The 22,936-nt window shown below is 67.5% G+C and carries 19 protein-coding genes; 2 read left to right on the forward strand and 17 right to left on the reverse strand.

Annotated elements, in window-relative coordinates; translation table 11 throughout:
- The first annotated feature begins 72 nt into the window (after nt 1-72).
- On the forward strand, nt 73-1,155 hold the full coding sequence (gene arsB / locus DIS04_RS04030) for an ACR3 family arsenite efflux transporter (protein WP_281270161.1): 1,083 nt from the start codon (nt 73-75) through the stop codon (nt 1,153-1,155).
- A 282-nt stretch (nt 1,156-1,437) separates the two neighbouring features.
- On the opposite strand, the gene DIS04_RS04035 is transcribed toward arsB, so the two are convergent.
- From DIS04_RS04035 to DIS04_RS04070, 8 genes are all read right to left on the reverse strand, one after another.
- Nucleotides 1,438-1,791, reverse strand: a complete 354-nt coding sequence (locus DIS04_RS04035) for a metalloregulator ArsR/SmtB family transcription factor (RefSeq protein ID WP_111412416.1) — start codon at nt 1,789-1,791, stop codon at nt 1,438-1,440.
- A gap of 95 nt (nt 1,792-1,886) precedes the next feature.
- On the reverse strand, nt 1,887-2,312 hold the full coding sequence (locus DIS04_RS04040; protein ID WP_111412769.1) for an arsenate reductase ArsC: 426 nt from the start codon (nt 2,310-2,312) through the stop codon (nt 1,887-1,889).
- Between the two features lie 10 nt (nt 2,313-2,322).
- Nucleotides 2,323-3,132, reverse strand: coding sequence for a phosphate ABC transporter ATP-binding protein PstB (gene pstB, locus DIS04_RS04045; protein WP_111412770.1), 810 nt, complete (start codon nt 3,130-3,132; stop codon nt 2,323-2,325).
- A gap of 61 nt (nt 3,133-3,193) precedes the next feature.
- Entirely contained in the window at nt 3,194-4,360 is a 1,167-nt protein-coding gene (gene pstA, locus DIS04_RS04050; RefSeq protein ID WP_111412417.1) for a phosphate ABC transporter permease PstA, read from the reverse strand.
- 18 nt (nt 4,361-4,378) lie between these two features.
- The gene (gene pstC / locus DIS04_RS04055; RefSeq protein WP_111412418.1) at nt 4,379-5,635 is read right to left on the reverse strand and encodes a phosphate ABC transporter permease subunit PstC; all 1,257 of its coding nucleotides are present in this window, start codon (nt 5,633-5,635) and stop codon (nt 4,379-4,381) included.
- A gap of 110 nt (nt 5,636-5,745) precedes the next feature.
- Entirely contained in the window at nt 5,746-6,774 is a 1,029-nt protein-coding gene (locus DIS04_RS04060) for a substrate-binding domain-containing protein (RefSeq protein WP_111412419.1), read from the reverse strand.
- A gap of 105 nt (nt 6,775-6,879) precedes the next feature.
- Entirely contained in the window at nt 6,880-7,614 is a 735-nt protein-coding gene (locus DIS04_RS04065) for a sulfite exporter TauE/SafE family protein (RefSeq protein WP_111412420.1), read from the reverse strand.
- The gene (locus tag DIS04_RS04070) at nt 7,607-8,791 is read right to left on the reverse strand and encodes a Bcr/CflA family multidrug efflux MFS transporter (protein ID WP_111412421.1); all 1,185 of its coding nucleotides are present in this window, start codon (nt 8,789-8,791) and stop codon (nt 7,607-7,609) included. Before DIS04_RS04070 ends, DIS04_RS04065 begins: the two co-directional genes overlap by 8 nt.
- A gap of 145 nt (nt 8,792-8,936) precedes the next feature.
- Here DIS04_RS04070 and tal point away from each other — a divergent pair, with 145 nt between their 5' ends.
- A complete protein-coding gene (gene tal, locus DIS04_RS04075) occupies nt 8,937-9,872 on the forward strand; it encodes a transaldolase (protein ID WP_111412422.1) in 936 nt (311 codons plus the stop codon).
- A 71-nt stretch (nt 9,873-9,943) separates the two neighbouring features.
- On the opposite strand, the gene DIS04_RS04080 is transcribed toward tal, so the two are convergent.
- The 9 genes from DIS04_RS04080 to DIS04_RS04120 all read right to left on the reverse strand — a co-directional run bounded on the left by DIS04_RS04080 (nt 9,944) and on the right by DIS04_RS04120 (nt 22,892).
- Entirely contained in the window at nt 9,944-10,456 is a 513-nt protein-coding gene (locus DIS04_RS04080; RefSeq protein WP_111412423.1) for an STAS domain-containing protein, read from the reverse strand.
- On the reverse strand, nt 10,443-11,648 hold the full coding sequence (locus DIS04_RS04085) for a PP2C family protein-serine/threonine phosphatase (RefSeq protein ID WP_111412424.1): 1,206 nt from the start codon (nt 11,646-11,648) through the stop codon (nt 10,443-10,445). The genes DIS04_RS04080 and DIS04_RS04085 overlap by 14 nt, the downstream gene beginning before the upstream one ends.
- Nucleotides 11,649-11,659: 11 nt before the next feature.
- Nucleotides 11,660-12,454: an MlaA family lipoprotein gene (locus tag DIS04_RS04090; protein WP_111412425.1), complete on the reverse strand. Its 795-nt coding sequence runs from the start codon at nt 12,452-12,454 to the stop codon at nt 11,660-11,662.
- A 39-nt stretch (nt 12,455-12,493) separates the two neighbouring features.
- Nucleotides 12,494-13,615 (reverse strand): beta-ketoacyl-ACP synthase III, encoded by a 1,122-nt coding sequence (locus DIS04_RS04095; protein WP_111412771.1) that lies wholly within the window; start codon nt 13,613-13,615, stop codon nt 12,494-12,496.
- Between the two features lie 85 nt (nt 13,616-13,700).
- Entirely contained in the window at nt 13,701-17,729 is a 4,029-nt protein-coding gene (hrpA, locus tag DIS04_RS04100; protein WP_111412426.1) for an ATP-dependent RNA helicase HrpA, read from the reverse strand.
- Between the two features lie 122 nt (nt 17,730-17,851).
- Nucleotides 17,852-19,519 carry an AMP-binding protein gene (locus DIS04_RS04105; protein WP_111412427.1) on the reverse strand — a complete coding sequence of 556 codons (1,668 nt, stop codon included), beginning with the start codon at nt 19,517-19,519 and terminating at the stop codon, nt 17,852-17,854.
- A gap of 219 nt (nt 19,520-19,738) precedes the next feature.
- Entirely contained in the window at nt 19,739-20,566 is an 828-nt protein-coding gene (locus DIS04_RS04110) for a class II glutamine amidotransferase (protein WP_111412428.1), read from the reverse strand.
- On the reverse strand, nt 20,559-22,403 hold the full coding sequence (locus DIS04_RS04115) for a vWA domain-containing protein (RefSeq protein WP_111412429.1): 1,845 nt from the start codon (nt 22,401-22,403) through the stop codon (nt 20,559-20,561). Before DIS04_RS04115 ends, DIS04_RS04110 begins: the two co-directional genes overlap by 8 nt.
- 9 nt (nt 22,404-22,412) lie before the next feature.
- Nucleotides 22,413-22,892, reverse strand: coding sequence for a hypothetical protein (locus DIS04_RS04120; protein WP_111412430.1), 480 nt, complete (start codon nt 22,890-22,892; stop codon nt 22,413-22,415).
- Nucleotides 22,893-22,936: the final 44 nt, after the last annotated feature.

The following is a 22,936-nucleotide window of genomic DNA, read 5'->3' on the forward strand; positions in this document are numbered from 1 at the left end:
GGCGGCGTTGCCCATATATGGGAAAGCATATATCTTTCGCCAGGCACAGCGAGAATCGAAGGAGCGATACAAATGGCAGGCGGTTCCCCTCAGATGCCCTCCTCCGACGTGGGGATGGGTGACTTCGAGCGTTTTCTCTCCGTGTGGGTGGCCCTTGCCATCGTGGCCGGGGTACTGCTGGGCCAGTTCGTTCCCGCCGTTCCCGAGACACTGGCTCGCTTCGAAGTCGCCCAGGTTTCGATCCCGGTGGCGCTCCTGATCTGGGCGATGATCTTTCCGATGATGGCGCAGATCGATTTCACCGCCGTGCTCGGCGTTCGCCGCCAGCCCAAGGGGCTGGTTATCACCACCACGGTGAACTGGCTGATCAAGCCTTTTACCATGTACGCCATCGCCTGGGGCTTCCTGATGGTGCTGTTCCGGCCCTGGATTCCCGAACCGTTGGCCAGCCAGTACCTCGCCGGCGCGATCCTGCTCGGTGCCGCGCCCTGTACCGCCATGGTCTTCGTCTGGAGTACCCTGACTCGCGGTGACGCGGCCTATACCCTGGTACAGGTGGCTCTCAACGACCTGATCATGCTGTTCGCCTTCGCCCCCATCGTGATCCTCCTGCTCGGCGTCTCCAACATCCAGGTGCCGTGGGATACCGTGGCGCTGTCGGTTCTTCTCTACATCGTCATCCCGCTGTCGGCCGGCTACCTGACCCGGCGCAGCCTGATCGCCCGCCACGGCCTCGCGTGGTACGACTCCGTCTTCATGAAGCGGCTGGGGCCGATCACCCCCGTCGGCCTGATCGTCACCCTGGTGCTGTTGTTCGCCTTCCAGGGCGACGTCATCCTCGCCAACCCGCTGCACATCGTGCTGATCGCGATTCCACTGGTCCTCCAGACGTTTCTGATCTTCTTCATCGCCTATGGCTGGGCCAAGGCGTGGCGGGTCCCCCACAGCGTCGCCGCCCCCGGGGCGATGATCGGTGCCAGCAATTTCTTCGAACTGGCTGTGGCCGCTGCCATTTCGCTGTTCGGTCTGCAATCCGGCGCGGCACTGGCCACGGTGGTGGGCGTGCTGGTGGAAGTGCCGCTGATGCTGGCCCTGGTGCGCATCGCCAACAGCACACGACACCACTTTCCATCCGCCAGCGTGGGCCGGGGCTAAGCCGGTTCGAGCAGCGCTTCAACCGGGCGCTGCACGGGCGTCACCTTGCCTTCGGGCTACTGCCGGAAACCAACCGCACCCAGGATCAGCACGCTGAAGGTTACCAGCACCAGCGACCAGCTGAGCCGTACCGTCATGTCTTGGAATCGCTTCATACGCTCCCCGCGCGTTGGTGGTCGTCCGACACAGCCATCAAAGGCCGCCTCGTCGGGGAACATAAGTAACAGCTGAAGATGACAGTTCGAGGAAGACAGGAAAAACGAGAGGAACGGCCAGGATTAATCAACAAAACGCAGCGCGGCGCTCCGGACGGTTACCCATCCCAAGCAGACGCGCCTGCAAGGCGTCCAGGCGGGACGCCTCACCGGCCTCGGCGGCGGCGAGGACGGCCGTCACCCAGTCGGCGAGGGGCTCGGCCAGCCGATAATAGACCCACTGGCCATCGCGATGATCCTGCAGCAGCCCGCATTCGCGCAGCTGCGCCAGATGGCGCGATACCTTGGGCTGGGGTTCGCCGAGCGCATGGGTCATCTCGCACACGCACAGCTCGCCCTCGCGCCAGATCAGCAGCGTCAACTGCAGGCGAGTCTCATCGGCGAGGCACTTGAAGAGTCGGGCAGGCTCGGGCAGGGTCAAGGCGCCTCCTTTATACGACGGGAGTTGACGTCACCATTCTACGTCAATCCCGGTGCACCAACAGCGGCGGCTGACGCCGCCACGCCCACGCTTCCTCAGCGCGCGAGATCCCCCCGCGACGCGACTTCAAGCCATAGCACAAGACGGCGGCGAATCTCCTGCAGGGCCTGCTCATAGGCATCGGGGCGGCCGATCAACCGGGGATCGCGAATATCCCAGAATAGCCGCTCCTCGCAGCCGCCAGGCCATTCACGACAGGCCTGCTGCGCCTTGTCGCAGAGAATCATCACGGTATCGAAGTGCTCGCCCTCGAATGCCTCCAGGGGCTTGCTGGCCAATCCCTGGGTGGAGATGCCCTGCTTCTCCAAGGCAGCCAGTGCCAGTTCGTGCGGGCGGTCGGGCTCGGTGCCGGCACTGAAGGCCTCGAAGCGATTTCCCGCCATGTGGCGCAGCAGCGCCTCTCCCATCAACGAGCGCGCCGAGTTGGCATTGCACAGGAACAGCACACGTTTGCGTGTCATGAACGGTGCCTCAGCCATAACGTCCGGTAATGTAGTCTTCGGCCTTCTTGGTCGCAGGGTTGGAGAACATCGTCTTGGTATCGTTGTACTCGATGATCTCGCCGAGGTGGAAGAAGGCGGTGTAGTCCGCCACCCGTGCCGCCTGCTGCATGTTGTGGGTGACCGTGACGATGGTGAACTGTCGCTTGAGCTTGTCCATCAGGTCTTCGATGGTGGCGGTGGAGATGGGGTCGAGCGCCGAGGTCGGCTCGTCCATCAGGATCACGTCGGGCTGCACGGCGATGGCGCGGGCGATGCACAGGCGCTGCTGCTGGCCGCCCGAGAGCGAGGTGCCGGGCTGGTGCAGCTTGTCCTTGACCTCCTCCCACAGGCCGGCGTCGCGCAGGGCGCGCTCCACCAGCTCGTCCTGCTCGGCCTTGCGCCCGACCAGGTCGTGCATGCGCGGCGCGTAGGCGATGTTCTCGTAGATCGACTTGGGGAACGGGTTGGGCTTCTGGAACACCATGCCCACGCGACGCCTGAGCGCGACCTCGTCCATCTTGCGCGCATTGATGTCGCGCCCGTCCATCTCCACCAGCCCTTCGACGCGCACGCCGGGAATCAGGTCGTTCATGCGATTGAGACAGCGCAGGAAGGTCGACTTGCCGCAGCCCGAGGGACCGATCAGCGCGGTGACGTTCTTCTGGTAGAGGTCGATGTTGAGATTCTTCAAGGCCTGGCTTTCGCCGTACCAGAGACTGAGATCGCGCACGCGGATGCTCAACTCATGGTTGGCTTCGCTATTGCGGGTGACCGGTTGGCCGGGTTCGTGTCGGGACATGGACGCGGTGCTCCGCTCGGCAACGTGAATGTTCATCGTAGTGTGTCCTGTGGCGATGGGCTTACCAGCGGCGCTCGAATTTCTTGCGCAGGATGACCGCACTGGCGTTGAGGAAGATGAGGATCGCCAGCAGCACCAGGATACCCCCCGCGGTCTTCTCGACGAAGGCGCGCTCCGGCTCTCCCGCCCAGGTGAAGATCTGCGCCGGCAGCACGGTGGCCGCCTGGGTGAACGACGCCGACACGTCGGGAATGAAGGCCACCATGCCGACGATGATCAGTGGCGCCGTCTCGCCCATGGCCTGGGCCAGGCCGATGATCGAGCCGGTCATGATGCCCGGCATGGCCAGTGGCAGCACGTGGTCGCGCACCACCTGCCAGCGCGAGCAGCCGACGCCGAAGGCGGCATGGCGGATCGAGTCGGGCACGCTGCGCAGCGCCGTGCGCGTGGCGATGATGATTACCGGCAGTGTCATCAGCGCCAGGGTCATGCCGCCCACCAGCGGCGAGGAGCGCGGCACGCCGAAGAAGTTGATGAAGATCGCCAGGCCCAGCAGGCCGAACAGGATCGAGGGGATCGCCGCCAGGTTGTTGATGTTGATCTCGATCAGCTGGGTCAGGCGGTTGTCGGGAGCGAACTCCTCGAGGTAGACCGCCGTCATCACGCCGATCGGGAAGGAGATCGCCAGCGTCACCAGCATGGTCATCACGGTACCCACGGCCGCGGCCAGGATGCCCGAGCTCTCGGCCATCTTGGAGTCGCCGCGGCTGAAGAAGGTGGTGTTGAAGCGCAGTGCCACGCGCCCCTCCTCGGCCAGCTCGTCGACCACCGCCCGCTCGTTGTCGCGCAGCTTGCTGGCATGCCCCTTGAGGTACTGGTCGACCTGGCTGTTGGCCAGCACCCAGCGCGTCTCGCTCGTGCCCAGCAGGTCGGGGTCGTTGCGGATCATGCGCGGAATGACCCGCTCGAAGGTGCGGCTTACCAGCCGGGCGACCTCGGGGTCCATGGCGGCTCGCCCCATGCGGCTCGCCTCCTCGCTGTACTCCAGCTCGACCTGCATGTAGGCCTGCTGGAAGGCCGGCAGCCCCTTGCTCAGCATGTCGGCGAAGAACAGCACCAGGAACAGGCCGGCCAGCCCCAGCGCCCCCATCGAGGTCCACTTGAGCCGCGCCGAGCGGCGGTGGCGCTTTCTCAACTGCGCGCTGATGGCGTCGAAGGATTGACTCATCGGGTCGTTACCTCGGCATTACAGATTGTTGACGCGATACTTGGCGCGGAAACGGCGGATCATCAGCACCGACACCAGGTTCAGGCTCAGGGTGACGGCGAACAGCACCAGCCCCAGGGCGAAGGCCGAGAGCGTCTCGGCGCTCTCGAACTCCAGGTCGCCGGTCAGGGCGGCGACGATGCGTACCGTCACGGTGGTCATGTCCTCGAGCGGGTTGGCCGTCAGGTTGGGGCGCATGCCGGCGGCCATCACCACGATCATGGTCTCGCCCAGGGCACGCGACACGGCCAGCAACGAGGCCGAGATGATGCCGGGCAGGGCCGCCGGGATGACCACGTCGCGGATGGTCTCGGCCTGGGTCATGCCCAGCGCCAGCGAGCCCTGGCGCATGCTGTCGGGCACCGAGTTGATCACGTCGTCGGAGAGCGACGAGATGAAGGGAATGATCATGATGCCCATCACCACGCCCGGGGCCACGGCGTTGTTGAACGAGGCATCCAGGCCGAAGAAACCGGCGACATTGACGACGATGGGCGCCACGGTGATGGCGGCGAAGAAGCCGTAGACCACGGTGGGAATGCCGGCGAGCACCTCCAGGGTCGGCTTGGCCAGGGTACGCACGCGCTGGGGCGCGAACTCCGACATGTAGATGGCCGCCAGCAGGCCAATGGGGATCGCCACCAGCATGGCGATGGCAGTGATCATGAAGGTGCCGGCGAACAGCGGTACCGAGCCGAACTGGGCGGCGCTGCCGCCCTCGCCGGCGCGGCCGGCGGCGGCCAGGAAGCTCGCGCCCGGGTTCCATACGGTGCCGGTGACGAACTCCCAGAAGCTGTGCATCTGGAAGAAGCGCAGCGCCTCGAAGACGATCGAGAACAGGATGCCGAAGGTGGTGAAGATCGAGATCAGCGCGGCGCCCACCAGCAGCCAGCGGATCACCCGCTCGATCGCCTGACGGGCATGGAACTCGGGCCTGACGCAGGCGAGGCCGACGATGGCACCCACGGCGGCGACCGCCAGGCTGGCGGCGAGCAGCAGGAAGACGGGAATGTCGGCGCCCAGCAGCAGCATGACGAAGGCGCCGGCGGCACCGACCAGCAGCGCCGGCCCGGCACTTGAGATCACGGTGAACCAGGCGTACTGGTCGGGCTGGGCATACATGGCCTGTCCCGAGGCCCGGACCCGAGCCGCCTTGGCCCGCCCCAGCACGAAGGCGAGCAGCCCCAGCAGCAGCAGGCCGCCGATGAAGAGTGTCAGAAGGTGGTTGGTCTGCATGTCTCTCTCTCGGGTGACTGACGACGGCAGTTCGACTCGACTGCCGGAACGTGCGACGGCCGACAGCCAGAGGCTGTCGGCCGATCAGGCCTCCCTGCCCGCTTCCGTCCTCAATCCAGGTCGGAAACCTGCAGGCGGGTACGCTCCTCGACCTTCTGCCGGGTCGCCTCACGCTCCTCCTCGGGCAGCGGGATCAGGCCGATGTCGGCCAGGTAGCCAAGCTCGCCGATCATCTCCTCGGAGACGAACATCTCGACGTAGTCATACAGCGGCGGCACCTCCTCGGCATGCTGGTTCTTGACGTAGAAGAACAGCGAGCGGGCGATCGGGTAGTCGCCGGCGCTGATGGCCTCGGGCTCCGCCTCGACGCCCTCGATGCTGGCGGCGACCAGGGCGTCCGGATTCTCGACCAGGAAGGAGTAGCCGAAGATGCCGAAGGCCTTGGTGTCCTCGGAGAGGCGCTGGACGATCAGGTTGTCGTTCTCGCCGGCGTCGATGTAGACCCCGTCGGAGCGAATCTCGGTATAGGCCTCGTCGCCATACTCCTCGAACTCCTCGGAAGCCGCTTCCATGACCAGCTCCTCGAAGGCGTCACGGGTCCCGGAAGTGCTGGGCGGACCGTAGATGGAGATCTCGCGATCCGGCAGCGAGGCGTCGATGTCGCTCCACTTCTCGTAGGGGTTGTCGACCAGCTCGCCATCGACCGGCACCTTGGCCGCCACGGCGAGGAACAGCTGCTCGAGAGTCAGGTCGAGCGCCTCGTTGGCGCTGGACTGGGCGAAGACGATGCCGTCGGAGCCGATCTTCACCTCGGTGACGTCGGTCACGCCGTTCTCTTCACAGCGCTCCACCTCAGAGGCCTTGATGCGTCGCGAGGCGTTGGAAATGTCCGGAGTGCCCTCGCCCACACCGTTGCAGAACAGCCGGATGCCGCCACCGGAACCGGTCGACTCGATCACCGGGGTCGGGTAGTCGGTGACGGCACCGAACTCCTCCGTCACGTAGCTGGCAAACGGGTAGACGGTGCTGGAGCCGACGATGCGGATCTGATCGCGAGCCTGTGCGACGCCCACCACGCCCATGACGGCGGCGGCGACGATGGTGGTCTTGAAGACACGGCCCTTGAGGGTGCGGTTCATGCGAGTCACTCCTGTCGATGAGAAAGGTATCTGGCCTTTGCTTGGCATAAGATGCCGCAGCTCCATGACAGCTTCGTGACAATGTGACCGAACTTTGTCGCGCCCTCAGATCAGCAGCCCCAGCGCCGCCATCGTGCACAGCGCCAGCGAGGCGCCTTGCAGCTGACGACGATCGAGGCGATGGGCGATACGGTCGGCCAGGGCGTTGCCCAGCAGTATCGCCGGGAGGAAGGTGAGCGCGAGCCCCAGGTGCCATGGACGCACCTGACCGGCCAGCGCCAGGGTGGCGAGGGTGAGGCTGGCGGTGATGACGAAGAACGCCGCCAGGTTGCCGCGCAGGCGGTCCGGCGGCAGGCCGTGCATCAACAGCACCATGGGCGGCCCACCGATGGCGGCCACGGTGCCGAAGATGCCCGACAGCACCCCGGCGCCGAACAGGCTCACCCGGTTGACCGGCAGGCGCAGGCGGAACAGCGTCACCGCCACCGCGAACAGCACGCTCGCGGCGATCAGTTGCTCGAGCACCGCCATGGGAGCGGCGAGCAGCAGCCACAGCCCCAGGCCGTTGCCGGGCAGGCGCCCCAGCAGCGCCATGCCGATCTCGCCGAGGCGCACCTCGTGGCGGTAGTGGCGAACCATCATCAGCGACACGGTGAAGCCGAACAGCACCAGGATCACCGGCACCAGCCGGGGTTCGAGCATCAGCAGCAGCGGCGCCCCGATCACCGCCAGGCCGAAGCCCGTGACACGCTGCACGAAGGCGCCCAGGGCAAGCACCAGCGCACAGCCGAACCAGGTGGCCGAGGTCATGTCGAGCCACGACAGCCAGAGGTCAGGCATGACCGCCCCGGGCCGACAGCAGGCGCAGCCCCAGGTTGCCTGCCAGCGACGCCGCCAGCATGGTGGCGACCATGGGCCAGGCGCTGTCGATCTGGAAGGCACCCACCAGCACCCCTGACAGCGCCCCGCAGGAGAACTGGATGCTGCCCTGCAGGGCCGCCGCCGTGGCGCTCATGTGGTGGAAGTGATCGAGCAGCGAGGAGATCGCGTTGGGCGCCACCAGGCCGATGGTGCCGGCGAACAGCATGATCAGCGGCACCATGCTCCACAGCGACTCCAGCCCCGTGGCCACCAGCAGGGCGAGCCCGCTCGCCGCCGCCAACTGGATGGCCAGGCCCAGGCGCAGGTTCTGCTGCGGCGTGCGGCGGCGCAGCAGGCGGATGTTGAGACGATTGGAGGCCGCCATGGCGATTACGTTGACACCGAACACCAGCGGATAGAGCCCGGGGCTCAGCCCGTAGTGCTCCAGGTAGAGGAACGGCGAGGCGGTGATGAAGGCGAACAGCCCGGCGAAGGACATCGAGGCCGCACACACGTAGCCCATGGCCTCGCGGTGGCGCAGCACGCTGAGGTAGTTGCCCAGCATCTGGCGCGGCGAGGCGGCGGGTGCCCCGGGGGGCCGAGTCTCGGGCAGCCGGGTGCCCATCAGCCACATCAGGAAGGCGGCATAGCCGGCCAGGAAGACGAAGATCAGCCACCAGTCGCCGAGGTAGAGCAGGCCGCTGCCCACCACCGGCGCCACCAGGGGCGCCAGCAGCATGATGATCGCCATGGTCGACATCACCTTGGCCGCCTCCCGACCGCTGAAGCAGTCGCGCACGATGGCCGCCGAGTTGACCACCGTGGCCCCGCCGCCCAGCGCCTGCACGAAGCGCCAGGCGAGCAGCTCCGCCAGCGAGTCGACGGTGGTGATCACCAGGCTGGCCAGGAGGAAGGCCACCAGGCCGCCCAGCAGCACCGGCTTGCGCCCCACCCGATCTGAGAGCGGGCCGAACAGCAGCTGGCCCAGGGCGAAGCCGGCCAGAAAGGCGCTCAAGGAGAGTTCGGTATGGTGGATACTGGCGCCGATGCTGGCGGCCAGTGCCGCCATGGCGGGGAGATAGGCGTCGATGGCGAAAGGCGCCAGCGCCGTATTGGTTGCCACCAGCAGCGCCACGCGGCGGGGAGTGAGTGCCAAGGGAACTCCGTTGCGAGCTCGGTGAAGAAATAGCTAGGAGGCTAATCATAGCGCAACTCACGACGGCCTGCGTCGCCCAGGCGTCTGTTCGCCTTCCCGCCCAGTTGCTAAAGTGGCCCGATACCGACACTCAGGAGAGACCGCAATGGCAGAGGACCTGCTTAGTCAACTCAAGACGATGAGCACCGTGGTGGCCGACACCGGAGATATCGAGGCCATCCGTCGCTTTCAGCCCACCGATGCCACCACCAACCCATCGTTGATCCTGCAGGCCGCCCAGCACGAGGGCCGTCGCGAGCGGCTGCGGGAGATCGCCCGGCAGGCCACCGACATCGACGACGCCCTGGATGCCGTCGCCGTGGAGATCGGCAGCGAGATCAGCAGCCTGGTGCCCGGTTATGTCTCGACCGAGGTCAGCGCCCGGCTCTCCTTCGATACCGAGGCGACCCTGGCCCGTGCGCGCGCCTTGATCGAGCGCTACGACCGCCACGGCATCGGGCCCGAGCGCATCCTGATCAAGATCGCCTCGACCTGGGAGGGCATTCGCGCCGCCCGCCAGCTGGAGCGGGAGGGCATCCACTGCAACCTGACCCTGCTGTTCAGCTTCGCCCAGGCCCAGGCCTGTGCCGATGCCGGCGTGACCCTGGTCTCGCCCTTCGTCGGCCGCATCCTCGACTGGTACCGCGCGGAGTGGCCGGACGCCGACTTCAGCGGCGACAACGACCCGGGGGTCAAGTCGGTCCGACGCATCTACGAGCACTACAAGGGCCATGGCTACGGCACCATCGTGATGGGCGCCAGCTTCCGCAACGTCGGGGAGATCCTGGCGCTGGCGGGCTGCGATCGCCTGACCATCTCCCCCGCCCTGCTTGGCGAGCTGGCCGAGCGCCACGAGCGGCTCGAACGCCGCCTGAGCCCGGTCGACGCCGAGACCTCCCCGCCGGAGCCCCAGGACGAGGCGGAGTTTCGCTGGGAGATGAACGAGGACGCCATGGCCACCGAGAAGCTGGCCGAGGGCATACGCAAGTTCGCCGCCGACCAGCGCAAGCTGGAAAAGCTGCTGGGTGATCTGCGCCAATAACGGCTGAGGTCGCCGCCGGGGGGGCGGCAGGCGTGGCGTCGAGACCCGACGCCACGTCGATGGCCACCGGGCTAGGACTTGTCGCTGTGCGAGGCTTCCTGCGCCTCCAGCATCTCGACCAGCGGCTGGAACTCTTCGCGGTTGTGCTCGCTCATGCGCATCAGGATGCGGTGCGCCTCGAGGATGCGTCGCCGCATCTCCTCCATGTCGGCGGGAACCTCGGGCAGGTCGCTGAGCTCGCAGGCTTCGGTGAGCGGCGCGTCCACCATGGCGAAGTACTGGTCGAAGCCCATCACCTCGAGCATGCGACGCACGTCGGGGTTGTTCACCACGATGGTGGGCTTGTAGAGGATGCGGTCCTTGACCGCCATCGCCACCTTGGCCAGGAAGCCCAGGGCGGTGGAGTCCACGTTGGTGGCCTCGCGCAGATCGATCATCAGGGATTGCAGCCCCGGGGTACGGGCAAGCTGCTGAGCCTGGGTATCCAGCGTCGCGCAGAGCGTCAAGCGTACGTCGCCGCACAGCTTGAGCACGAAGACACCGGAGTCGAACGCCGCCTGGACGCGGCCCTCATTCGTGATCATTACCAAATCCGCTCAACATCATGATCGTCAGGTCATCGGGCAGTTCCTGGCCGCCGTCATCCCCTTCGGCATCGATGTCACGGGGAGTGTCCAGCATCAGGCTGTCGCGAAGCCGCTCCAACGTCGTACAGGTCAGCACTCGTTGCTCGAGTTCCCTGAGCCGCGCGTCGAGCGTTTCGCCCGGCAGGCACTCCAGTATTCCATCCGAACACAACCATAACCGGAAGTCCGACGGTAACCTATACCTCAAACGTGGATATTCCACGTCGGGGAACAGGCCCACCGGCATGCCCTCGCCGGGCAGTTCCTGCACCTGTCCGTCCGCCACCAGGAGTGGCTTCGGCAATTGTGCGCCCAGCGAATAGTGAAGCTCGCGGGTCTGCTGGTCAATGACGCCGACGAACAGCGTGGCATGCTTGCCGATCCCGGCGTCGAGCAGCTCCCGGTTGAGCGCCGCCAGCCAGCGCGCCGGCAGCGCCTCCGGCTGGCTGCCATCCCAGTCGCCCAGCCAGCCATTGAACAGATACTTGAGCAGGACGGTGACGAACGCGGAAGAGGCCCCATGCCCGGACACATCGGCAAAGTAGAATAGCGTGTAGCGATCGTCAAAGCGCTGGAAATCGAGAAAATCCCCCGACAGGTAGAGCGACGGAATCAACCAGTAATCGCAGGTCACGCCGGCGATGGTCTGGGGATGGGGCGGCAGCAGCTTGCGCTGTATCTGCCCCCCGGCCTGCTGGTCGAGCCGCAGCAGCGCCAGGTGCGTCTCGAGGCTCTCGTTGAGCTCCTCGAGGTGCGCATTGAGCTGAGCGAGCCGCTCGCGATCGTGCTTGCGCTCGTCCTCCAGCTGCCGCAGCTCGATCGCCTTGCGGATCATTCGCCGCAGCAGTTGGCCATGGCGCATGGGCTCGACGACGTAATCCACCAGCCCCACGTCGACCGCCGTCAGCAGGTCGGCATCGAGGCGTGAATCACTGACCACGACGGTGGGCAAACGTTCCGTCAGGCTCGACCACGCCAGGCTGGGAATGGCCTGGGCATGGGCCACCACCAGCACCGTTTCCGGCGGCAGGTCCTCGAGGCGTTCCGCGGCATACACGGCCAGACCGTCGCGGGCGATGGTGTCGGCCAGGGCATCGCGATAGGCGCCGGGCTCGTCGAGTAAGCCGATCAACGGCTTGCGTGCATCCATCGGCTCAGGCCTCAATCCGCGAAGTCGGCATCGTCGAACTCACCGTCATCGAAGTCGGCGTCGTCGAAGTCGAAATCGAAGTCGTCGCTGGCGAAGGGGTCGTCGCCCTGTTCGCCGTCGGAGACCTCGAAGCGCCGGCGCTGCAGGTAGGCATCGCGAATGAAGACATAACGGTCCCCGCGGATCATCTCCTCCTGGTCGAGGAAACCGGCCCGAACGTCGATGATGCGCAGCGCGGTCAACGCGTAGCGCACCTGATCCTCCTCGACGTAGGTCAGCGGATAGGTGTACATGTCGAGCGGCAGGCCGGAGGTATCCCTGACCGTGCTCGGCCCCAGCAGCGGCAGCACCAGGTAGGGCCCTTCGTCCACGCCCCAGACGCCCAGGGTCTGACCGAAATCCTCCTCGTCGGCGGTGATCCCCATGTGGGTGGCGAAGTCCCACAGGCCGGCGATGCCCACCGTCGAGTTGATCAGGAAGCGCGAGGTGGAGAGCCCGGCATTGGCGGGCTTGGCCTGCAGCAGGCTGTTGAGCGTGGTGCGAATCTCGCCGAGGTTGGAGAAGAAGTTGCCGACGCCGGTCTGCACCGGCTGCGGCGTCACGCGGCGATAGCCGCGCGCGACGGGTTTGAGCACCGTCCGGTCGATCGCCTCGTTGAACGAGAACACGCGGCGATTGAAGCCCTCCCAGGGGTCGTCGGGGTGGCGATCCTCCTCCGCCACCCGCCCGGCACAGCCCGCCAGCAGGGCCAGTGCCGCCAGGGCGACCAGGAGGCGGGTGACAAAACCGGTCTGCTTGACGACCATCGGATACCTCTCCTCATGGTGTTGGCGTAAGGCGATGCATCACAGACGACGCACCACCACGCAGCCGGCACTGTACCCGGCACCGAACGAGCAGACCACCCCCAATGCACCCGGCGACAGGTCGGCATGGTGCAGGTGGAAGGCGATGATCGAGCCCGCCGAGCTGGTGTTGGCGTAGCGGTCGAGAATGATCGGCGCCTGGCCCGGCTCGGGATCGTGGCCCAGCACGCGGCGCGCGATCAGGTCATTCATGTGACGATTGGCCTGGTGCAGCCACAGGCGCGTGACCGCTTCTCCGGACAGCCCGAGGCTGGCCAGGTGGTCGCTGATCAGCGCCGCCACCATGGGGCAGACCTCTTTGAACACGCGCCTGCCTTCCTGCACGAACAGCTTGTCGCTGGCCAGGGGGTCGCTGTCGGTGACCCGGTTGAGGAAGCCCGCATTGTTGCGGATGGCGTTGGAGAAGCGCGTGGCCAGGCGCGTGCCCAGGATCTCGAAGCGGGTCCCGGCGGTCGCCAGCGCGGCATCCTCCAACACGATGGCGGTACAGGCATCGCCGAAGATGAAGTGGCTGTCGCGGTCGCGGAAGTTGAGGTGGGCCGAGCAGATCTCGGGATTGACCACCAGCGCGCGGCGGATGTTGCCACCGCGGATGGCGCTGGCCGCCAGGTCGATGGCGAAGGTCGCCGAGCTGCAGGCCACGTTCATGTCGAAGGCGTGCCCCCGGGTCCCCAGCCGCGCCTGCAGCTCCACCGCCACCGCCGGGTAGGCACGCTCCAGGTTGGAGCAGGCCACGATCACCATGTCGATGTCGCCGGCCTCGACGCCGGCGGCCGAAAGCGCCTGCTGCGCGGCTGAAAGTCCCATCTCGCACTGGATCGAAGGCTCGTCGTTGCCGCGCTGCGGCAGGCGTGGACGCATGCGGTCGGGGTCGAGGATGCCGGCGGCATCCATCACGTAGCGGCTGTGGATACCCGAGGCCTTGACGATGAAATCGCTGCTGGAGTGCGGCAGCGGCTCGCGCTCGCCGGCCTCGATGGCGGCGGCGTGCCGTGCGTTCTCGGCGTCCACCCAGGCATTGAACGAGGCCACCAGGGCATCGTTGTCGATGGCGTGCTCCGGCGTGAAGAGTCCCGTACCGGTAATCACGACGTCTGTCATCATCTTCTCCCTCGTGCGGCCATCTCGCCGCAGGTTCGGCATCGGCGCAGCGATGCCTGATGTCTCGTATGTCGGCATGCCAAGATCAGCCTTGACCATGCCCCACCAGCTCTGCCCAGCGCCGCTCGAGGCGCTTGACGGAAACCGGCATGCGGGTTCCGAGCTGCTGGGCGAACAGCGACACCCGCAGCTCCTCGATCCACCAGCCGAACTCCACCAGCTCGGGATCCTCGTGGCCGCCGCGGCGCTGGCTCTCGCGTCGTGCCGCCAGGCGCGCCTCGAAGTCCTGGACCTCCTGCATGTGCATCTGGTCGCGCATGCGCTCGCGCGGCGCCTTCTCCAGCCGGATCAGCGCCGCCTCCATGTAGCGCGGGTACTCCTCGAGCCACTCGCCCGCCTCGCAGACGAAGCCGGGATGCACCAGCCGCTGCATCTGTGCCTTGATGTCACTGTATACCAGGGCCAGCGCCAGGTTCAGGTTGCCCTTCAGCGCCTTGGTCACGGCCAGGTGGCCTTCGAGCGAGCGCTTGAGCGTGGCGACGAGCGCCTCGGCGGTCGGCAACAGCTCGGCACGGGTCGCCTCGAGCCGCGCCGCGAGCTCGCCGGCCGAGCGCGGCAGCGGTGCGCTCGCCACGCTGCGGGCGAAGACCGCCTCGACCACGTCGTCGAGCAGTTCGCGCTTGCTGCCCACCTTGGTGAACAGCAGCGCACACGCCTCGAGCCCCTTGAGCCGCTGGATGGCACGCACCTGGTCCGGCAGACGGGTCATGGCCAGCCGCACCACGCCGCGTCGATGGGCCTGCTCGGCCTTGCCCGGGTGATCGAACAGCTCGACACGGAAGGCGTCGCCCTCCGGTACCAGGGCCGGATAGGCCTCGACCCGGATGCCCGCCTGGGTGGTCACCCGCGAGGCCGGCAGCGGCGATTCCGGCAGGCCATCGACGTCGGGCGCCTCGCTCACCTCGGCGGCCAGCGCCCGGGCGCCCTCGCCCGCCGCGGCTTCGAAGCGTCGCTCGAGCTCGCGTACGTCGCGCCCCTGCCCCAGCGTCCGCCCCTGGTGGTCGACCACGCGGACGTTCATCACCAGATGCGGCTCCAACTGGTCGTAGCGCCAGTCGTCGGGATGCACCCGGACCCCGGTGCGGCGGCGCAGGAACTCGCCCAGCGCCTCGCTGAGCGGGACGTCGTCGGGCGTCAGCGTTTCCAGTGCGGCGTCGACCCAATCGGGGATCGGCACCACCTGGCGCCGGATCGCCTTGGGCAGCGACTTGAGCAGCGCAATGCACTTCTCGCGCAGCAGCCCCGGCACCAGCCACTCGAGTCGTGCCCGCGGCAGCTGGGGCAGCATCGCGGCCGGCGCCGTCAGGGTCACACCGTCGTCCGGCGCCCCCGGCTCGAAGCGATAGTCGAGCGGGTAGCGCACGCCGCCGAGCACCAGCTCGTCGGGATACTGGGTCTCGGTGACCTCCGCCGCCACCCGTGCGAGCAGTGCGGCACGGTCGAACTTGAGGATGCCGGGGTCCTGCGCCTCGGCCTTCCTGCGCCACGCCTCGAAGCCCTTGCCGTTGACGATGTCCTCGGGAATTCGCTCGTCGTAGAAGGCGAACAGGGTCTCCTCGTCGACCAGGATGTCGCGCCGGCGAGCCCGGTCCTCGAGCTCCTCGACCTCCGCCACCAGGGCGCGATTGTAGTCGAAGAATTCGCCCTGGGTGCGAAAATCGCCTTCCACCAGGGCGCGGCGAATGAACAGCTCGCGCGCCTCACGCGGGGCGATGGGGCCGTAGTGCACGTTGCGCCCGCTGACGATGGGCAGGCCGAACAGCGTGACCTGCTCCCTGGCCACCACCTGCGCACGCTTCATCTCCCAGTGCGGCTCGCTGTAGCTGCGCTTGACCAGATGCCCGGCCGCCGGCTCGATCCATTGCGGCTCGATCCTGGCCACGGTGCGGGCGAACAGCCGGGTGGTCTCGACCAGTTCGAAGGCCATCAGCCACTTGGGGGACTTCCTGGCCAGCCCCGAGCCCGGGTGGATGACGAACTTGCGGTTGCGCGCGCCCAGGTACTCGCGGTTCTCGGTGAGCATGCCCAGGTGCGAGAGCAGCCCCGGCAGCAGCGCCTTGTGCAGCTGCACGGCACTCTGCCGGCTCGCCTGCTGACGAGCCTGGTCATGCCCTTCTCCGTCTTGCCCAGGCTCGGGCAGCGGCGCGGGCGGCGGCACCTCGATCTCCATCTCGCGCAGCAGCTGGCGCAGTTGGCGGAAGGTGTCATGCCATTCACGCAAGCGAAGGTAGTTGAGGTAGTGCTCCTTGCACCAGCGCCGCAGGCGGTTGCCGGAGAGTTCCTCGCGGGCCGCCTCGAAGCCCTGCCACAGGTTGAGCAGGGCGACGAAATCGGAGTCAGGGTCGTGCCAGCGACGGTGGGCCTGGTCGGCGGACTCGCGCTTCTCCGCCGGGCGGTCGCGGGGGTCCTGCACGGCCAGGGCCGAGACCACCACCAGCACGTCGCGCAGGCCGCCCTGCTCGGCGCCGGCCAGCACCATGCGCGCCAGGCGCGGGTCGATCGGCAGGCGCGCGAGCTTGCGCCCCATCGGCGTCAGGCGGTTGCCCTCGTCCACCGCCCCCAGCTCGAAGAGCAGGCGAAAGCCATCCTTGATGAAGCGCGAGTCGGGCGGGTCGACGAAGGGAAAGCGCTCGATGTCGCCGAGTCCCAGGGACAGCATCGACAGGATCACCGAGGCCAGGTTGGTGCGGCGGATCTCGGGGTCGGTGAATTCGGGCCGGGAGAGGAAATCCTCCTCGTCGTAGAGGCGGATGCAGACCCCCTCGGCTACGCGCCCGCAGCGCCCCTTGCGCTGGTCGGCGCTGGCCTGGCTGACCGGCTCCACCGGCAGGCGCTGGATCTTGGCCCGGTAGCTGTAGCGGCTGATGCGCACCAGCCCCGGATCGATCACGTAGCGAATGCCGGGCACCGTCAGCGAGGTCTCGGCGACGTTGGTGGCCAGCACGATGCGCCGCCCGGCGTGGGGCGCGAAGACGCGGTTCTGCTCGGCGTTGGAGAGCCGCGCATAGAGCGGCAGGATCTCGGTGGCCTTGAGCTCGGCGCGACGCAGGGTGTCGGCGGTCTCGCGAATCTCGCGCTCGCCGGGCAGGAACACCAGGATGTCACGGGGGCCGTGGAACCAGCGCTTGTCGCGCTCGATCTGCTCGATCTCCTCCACCGCGTGCAGGATGCCCTCCTGCAGGGTGCGGTCGTCCTCGTCCTCCTCCACGCGCACCAGCGGCCGGTAGCGCACCTCCACCGGGTAGGTGCGCCCGGACACCTCCACCACCGGGGCGGGCCTGGGCTCGCCGTCGGCGCCGGGCAGGGCGAAGTGCTCGGCGAAGCGCGCCACGTCGAAGGTCGCCGAGGTGATGATTACCTTGAGCTCGGGCCGGCGCGGCAGCAGGCGCTTGAGGTAGCCGAGCAGGAAGTCGATGTTGAGGCTGCGCTCGTGGGCCTCGTCGATGACGATCGCCTCGTAGCGGCTGAGATCCGGGTCGTGGCGCGTCTCGGCCAGCAGGATACCGTCGGTCATCAGCTTGACCAGGGTGTCGTCGCCGGTCTGGTCGGTGAAGCGCACCTGATAGCCCACCTGGTCGCCCAGCGGCACCTCGAGTTCCTCGGCCAGACGCGTGGCCACCGAGCGCGCCGCCAGCCGCCGCGGCTGGGTGTGGCCGATCAGGCCGCGCCGCCCCAGGCCCAGCTCCAGGCACAGCTTGGGCAGTTGGGTGGTCTTGCCCGAGCCGGTCTCGCCGGCCACCACCACCACCTGGTGCTCGCGCAGCGCGGCGAGGATCTCGTCGCGGCGCTCGGCCACCGGCAGCGCGGGAGGGTAGTTCAGCGTCACCGGGCGCGCCATGCGCCTGGCCGCCAGCGCCGCGGAGCGCTCGATGCCGCGGGCCGCCTCGGCCAGGCCGCGGTCCACCGGCTTGCCCTCCCGCAGGCGCCGCGCCAGGCTGTTCAGCCGGCGCGCAAGTGCCTCGCGGTCGCGCAACATGACCTCGCCCAGCGCCCGCTCGAGGCGGCGCAGCTCGGTCTTGTCATCGGTGTAGCCAGTGGGAGTTGCGGTGCTCACGAAACGCCTCTTGCCATGGAAAAACCTGCCCGCCCCGGGTGTGCCGGGGCGGGCAGGTCATTGTAACGCTGCGGGCCGGAAGTCGGCCAATGTCAGCGGCGCGAGGTCGGACCGGTGCCGTGCTAGCGCGGCTCCTGCTCGTCGCGCAGCTGGCGCCGCAGCACCTTGCCGACGTTGGTCTTGGGCAGCTCGTCGCGGAACTCGACGAAGCGGGGCACCTTGTAGCCGGCCAGCTCCTTCTTGCACCACTCGCGCAGGCTCTTCTCGTCCAGGCTCTCGTCCCGGGCGACCACGAACAGCTTGACCGCCTCGCCGCTGTCCTCGTCGGGCACCCCGACCGCCGCCGACTCGACCACGCCCGGGTGCTTGGCGACGACGTCCTCGACCTCGTTGGGATAGACGTTGAAGCCCGACACCAGGATCATGTCCTTCTTGCGATCGACAATCCTGATGTAACCGTCCTCCTGCAGCACGGCGATGTCGCCGGTATGGAACCAGCCGTCGTCGGTCAGCACCTTGGCGGTTTCCTCGTCGAGGTTCCAGTAGCCCTTCATCACCTGGGGCCCCCTGACGCAGAGCTCCCCCGGCTCGCCCAGCGGCAGGGTGTTGCCGTCGGCGTCGACCACCTTCACCGCGGTGCCCGCCACCGGCTTGCCGATGGTGCCGAGCTGGATGGCGTCGATCGGGTTGAAGCTGACGATCGGGGCCGTCTCGGTGAGCCCGTAGCCCTCGGCGATGGGACAGCCGGTGATCTCCTCCCAGCGGTTCGCCACGGCCTTGGTCAGCGCCATGCCTCCGGAAATCGTCAGATGCAGGCGCGAGAAGTCGAGCTTGCGGAAATCCTCGCGGTTGCACAGCGCATTGAACAGGGTATTGAGGCCGATGAAGCCGGTGAACTTGACCTTCTGCAGCTCCTTGACGAAGTTGTCCAGGTCGCGGGGGTTGGTGATCAGGATCGAGTGGTTGCCGGTTTCCATCAAGAACAGGCAGTTCACCGTGAAGGTGTAGATGTGGTAGACCGGCAGCGGCGCGATCACCACCTCCTTGCCCTGGTCCAGGCCGGGCCCGATCGCCCCCTCTGCCTGGAGCATGTTGGCCACCAGGTTGCAGTGGGTGAGCATGGTGCCCTTGGGCATGCCGGTGGTGCCCCCGGTGTACTGCAGCGCGGCGATGTCGTCGAGGCCCCGCTCAACCTCGCGGTGCTGGCGCGAGGCGCCCTCCTTCAGCGCCTTGCGGAACGGTACCGCCATCGGTAGCGAGTAGGACGGCACCATCTTCTTGACGTGCTTGACCACGGCATTGATCAGGAAGCGCTTGGGGAAGCCGTGGAGGTCGCCCAGCTCGGTGACCAGCACGTGCTCAATGTCGGTGCGATCGAGCACCTTCTCGAGCTTGCTCGCCATGTTGGCCAGGATCAGGATCGCCCGTGCCCCCGAGTCCTTGAACTGGTGGGCCATCTCGCGCTCGGTATAGAGCGGGTTGGTGTTGACCACCACCAGCCCGGCGCGCAGGGCGCCGAACACCGCTACCGGAAACTGCAGCACGTTGGGCAGTTGGATGGCGATGCGATCGCCCGGCTGCAGCCCGGTCTCGTGCTGCAGCCAGGCGGCAAAATCGGCCGAGAGTCGATCGAGTTCGGCGAAGGTGAGGGTCTGCCCCATGCAGGTGAATGCCGGGTTGTCGGCAAAGCGTTTCACCGCCGCATGGAAGACGTCCATCAGCGATCGATACTTCTCCATGCCCTTCAGCTCGGGACCGTTGAGGATACCGGCGTTGGCTTGCTCACTCATTGGCGCTATCTCCACAGCATCGTCGACGGCGGTCGCTCGTCCCTCGACCTCGTCCGTTGTTATTTTGACTGGCCCCTAACGATATACCAGGCACGGCACGGCTGTAAAACGCACGATTGAAACAACCGTTCAGTCAAGACCGTCCAAAACGTTGGCAACGCCTTGACTGACAAACTGGGCAAAAGGCGTGAGAAAGGCAAGTCACCCGGAAGCATGACCTCAGTGGCCGACGGGCGACTCGGCAACCAGGCGCGCGACGATACGCCCGTGGCGCCACACCAGCAGCTCGCCCGGCGCCATGCGGACCCAGGCCTCGTTGCAGGTCAGGGGCTCGGTGGCGATCACCGAGACGACGTCGTCGGGCGTGGTGTGCTCGGCGAAGTTGACCGTGAGTTCGGCATCGGAGAGCTCGGCGCTGCCGAACGGGGCGCGGCGGGTGATGTGGGCCAGCTTGGTCGAACAGTAGGTGTAGAGGAACTCGCCGTCAGCCAGCAGCAGGTTGAACACGCCCTTGCCCCGCAGCGTCTCGCACAGGCCATGGAGCCGCCGCCACAGCGCCGCGTGACGCTCGCTCAAGCTGGCGTCGCATGTCGTCAGCGGGGGCGCCTCGGGGAAGCGCTCGCGCAGGGCGGCCAGCAGCCAGCAGAAGGCGTGTTCGCTGTCGGTGTCGCCCACCGGGCGGTAGAAGCTCAGCGGCAGCTCCTGCCATGCCTCGAGCTGACCGTTGTGCGCGTAGCACCAGGTGCGGCCCCACATTTCGCGGGTGAACGGGTGGGTATTGGCCAGGCGCACTTCGCCGACGTTGGCCTGACGGATATGGCTGATGGCGATGTGCGACTTGATCGGATAGTCGGTAATCAGCCTGGCAATGGGGGAACGCACCGAGGGATGCGGGTCGCGAAAGTCGCGATAGCCGCCCGCCTCGTAGAAGGCGATGCCCCAGCCGTCGCGGTGCGGCCCGGTACCGCCGCCGCGATGCAGAAAGCCGGTGAAGCTGAAGCAGATGTCGGTGGGCACGTTGGCACTCATGCCCAACAGTTCACACATGCGGCTCCTCCCGTGGCGCGGTATGGCGACGCCGCGTGATTCTCCATAGCAGTAACACTACCAGCAGTGCAAGCAGCAGCCCGCCCAGCAGCAGCCAGCGCCGATCCACGTCCCGCAAGGCCTCCTCGAGCGGTCCGGCCAGCAGGGGGCGCCACTCCCTCCAGCGCTCCTGGGCGATGCGCGGCAGGGCCTGCATGTGCCTGACGGCACGCTCCACCGGCTCCGGCAGCGCCGATGCCGAGCCGCTGCGCTGGCGCACCGGCGACAGCTCCTCGTGGAAGCGCGCCACCTCCAGCGCCGGGCTGGCATCGACCTGGTCGATCGCCGTGGACTGCGTCGGGAACAGCATCAGGCGCGGCAGGTAGAGCTCGCGGGTCTCGCCCTCGAGGGTGACCTCCCCGCGCAAGATCAGCGGTACGCTGAGCGCCATGTCGAGCTCCGGCAGGGCCATGCTCCAGCGCCGTTCGGCCTCGGGCTCCGCCTCCAGGCGTGCCCCCTGAAGCTGGCCGAACAGGCGCGTGTTGCCGCGATCGAGCTGGGGGTGCTCGGCCGTCAGCAGGACCCGCTGGCCGGCTTCGTCATGCTGTGCGGCAATCGCCGGCAGTACGTTGATGGGCTGGACGCGCTGGCGGCGAAAGCCCTGGCCTTCGGCACGCACGACGAACTCGGCGGTCCCGCCCAGGGCCGGCGCCGGCAAGCGGCCGACGAAGCGCGCCTCCTGCTGGCTGAGGGCCACGGCCGACTGCACCGCCCCCGAGGCGTCGTGCAGCTCCGCCGTCAGGCGCAGGTGCGCGGGCAGCTCGTCGATCCCCACCGCCTCCCCGTCGCGAGCCAGCCAGGCCTCCACCGGAACGTCGAACCCCAGGTAGAGCGTGCTCGGCACGCCGGCCGTCTGCAGGCTGAGCGGCGCTTCGACGGTGATGCGGCTGTCCTGTCCCGGCGCCCCCTCGAGGCGCCACTGCCCCGGCTGGGGGTCGGGCACCTGAACGAGGTCGTAACGCGACTCGCTGCGCCACTCGGCCCCCTCGGGAGGCGAGTCGGCGGAGTAGCGACGGCCGTCCGGCCCCACCAGCTCCGGAGATTCCTCGCCGCGGAACAGCAGTGCGGTAAAGCCGCGCAGGCCCGGCTCGATGAGAAAACGCTGGTCGGTGATCGGCACCCGGTCGCTGGGAAAGATGCGGTCGACGATGGAGAGGAAGGCCCCGAGCAGGGCATCCGGGGCGGCGACCGGTGCCGAAAGCCCGCCGGTCATCTGCGCGAGGCGCTCCACCAGGTCGAGGTCGGCCTCGTCGGAGAAGGCGATCGCATGCACCACGATGCCGTCCTCGGCCAGCCTCGGGCCCAGCTCGTCGAGCAGCGCCTCCCGCGAGGCCCGGTCGATGGCCGGCTTGTTGCCACGCCAGTCGGGCAGGTCGATCCTGCCGTCAGTGAGCAGCACCAGGTGGCGCGGGCCCGTGATTTCCTCGGCGGAGGCCGCCTGGTTGAGGGCGGACTCGATGTCTGTGTACTGCTGGTAGTCGACCAGCAGGCGGCTCAGCGCCCTGGCGCGATCGCGCCATTCGAGATTGGCCGGCCCTGGCGGCAGCGGGTTGGCCACCCGCTCGCCGAAGGTCCAGATCCCGGCCCTTGCTCCGCTGGGCACCAGGGCCACCAGCAGCTCCAGCGCCTCGGTGGCCAACTGGTCGGGATCGTTGTGGCGCATGCTGCCCGAGACATCGACGATGACCCGGACTTCCGGGTGCGCTTCGAGCGGTGCGGCAGACAGACAGCTCGACACGACCAGGCAGCCGACCAAACCGACCAGCCTGTGCCATACCTTGTTCCACTCCCTCCCCATCGGGGCTCCCTAGCCGATTTTCGGCTCCCGGCGCTTCCGCGGCCGATGCGGTTGCTCGCCACGTCGGTCGTCGCGCCTGCTGTTATTGTGCTGCTGGGTATCGTCCTGCCCACTCTTCTCCCGCGCCTCTTCGCCGGGCGTGGCGGCGGTGCGGAACCACCATGCCTGGAGGATGCCGACGGCAATGCCCAGCAGCGCCCCGGCGGCCACCAACAGGCCGGAGGTCATCAGCACCGGGCCATTGCGCTCGAGGAAGGCAACGGCCGCCACCACCACCGCCGGCGCCAGGCCGGTGTGGAACTCCCCTTCCTCCACCAGCGGCAAACGGAACCGGGTCGGCACCAGCAGGATGCCCGCCACCATCCAGGTGATCGGCAGGCGCAGCAGGCGTGGCAGGAAGGCCAACCCCAGGTAGCCGGTCACCAGCACCACCAGCGACAAACCCAGATAGGTCAGCCATAGTAGGGACATCGAATCGGATGTCAGCATCGATACCTCATTCTCGCGTCGCGACCGCCCCTCGGCGGATCGTA

Origin of the sequence: Billgrantia lactosivorans, assembly GCF_003254665.1 — a bacterium.
In the GTDB taxonomy this organism is placed as follows: Bacteria; Pseudomonadota; Gammaproteobacteria; order Pseudomonadales; family Halomonadaceae; genus Halomonas; species Halomonas lactosivorans.

Coding starts and splice junctions, on each gene's coding strand:
- pstB (WP_111412770.1), bottom strand. CDS start 3,132: ATGTCCCGACACGAACCCGGCCAACCGGTCACCCGCAATAGCGAAGCC.
- DIS04_RS04115 (WP_111412429.1), bottom strand. CDS start 22,403: ATGGGGAGGGAGTGGAACAAGGTATGGCACAGGCTGGTCGGTTTGGTC.
- DIS04_RS04110 (WP_111412428.1), bottom strand. CDS start 20,566: ATGTGTGAACTGTTGGGCATGAGTGCCAACGTGCCCACCGACATCTGC.
- DIS04_RS04105 (WP_111412427.1), bottom strand. CDS start 19,519: ATGAGTGAGCAAGCCAACGCCGGTATCCTCAACGGTCCCGAGCTGAAG.
- DIS04_RS04120 (WP_111412430.1), bottom strand. CDS start 22,892: ATGCTGACATCCGATTCGATGTCCCTACTATGGCTGACCTATCTGGGT.
- DIS04_RS04095 (WP_111412771.1), bottom strand. CDS start 13,615: ATGACAGACGTCGTGATTACCGGTACGGGACTCTTCACGCCGGAGCAC.
- DIS04_RS04090 (WP_111412425.1), bottom strand. CDS start 12,454: ATGGTCGTCAAGCAGACCGGTTTTGTCACCCGCCTCCTGGTCGCCCTG.
- tal (WP_111412422.1), top strand. CDS start 8,937: ATGGCAGAGGACCTGCTTAGTCAACTCAAGACGATGAGCACCGTGGTG.
- pstC (WP_111412418.1), bottom strand. CDS start 5,635: ATGCAGACCAACCACCTTCTGACACTCTTCATCGGCGGCCTGCTGCTG.
- arsB (WP_281270161.1), top strand. CDS start 73: ATGGCAGGCGGTTCCCCTCAGATGCCCTCCTCCGACGTGGGGATGGGT.
- DIS04_RS04060 (WP_111412419.1), bottom strand. CDS start 6,774: ATGAACCGCACCCTCAAGGGCCGTGTCTTCAAGACCACCATCGTCGCC.
- DIS04_RS04040 (WP_111412769.1), bottom strand. CDS start 2,312: ATGACACGCAAACGTGTGCTGTTCCTGTGCAATGCCAACTCGGCGCGC.
- pstA (WP_111412417.1), bottom strand. CDS start 4,360: ATGAGTCAATCCTTCGACGCCATCAGCGCGCAGTTGAGAAAGCGCCAC.
- DIS04_RS04080 (WP_111412423.1), bottom strand. CDS start 10,456: ATGATCACGAATGAGGGCCGCGTCCAGGCGGCGTTCGACTCCGGTGTC.
- DIS04_RS04065 (WP_111412420.1), bottom strand. CDS start 7,614: ATGCCTGACCTCTGGCTGTCGTGGCTCGACATGACCTCGGCCACCTGG.
- DIS04_RS04085 (WP_111412424.1), bottom strand. CDS start 11,648: ATGGATGCACGCAAGCCGTTGATCGGCTTACTCGACGAGCCCGGCGCC.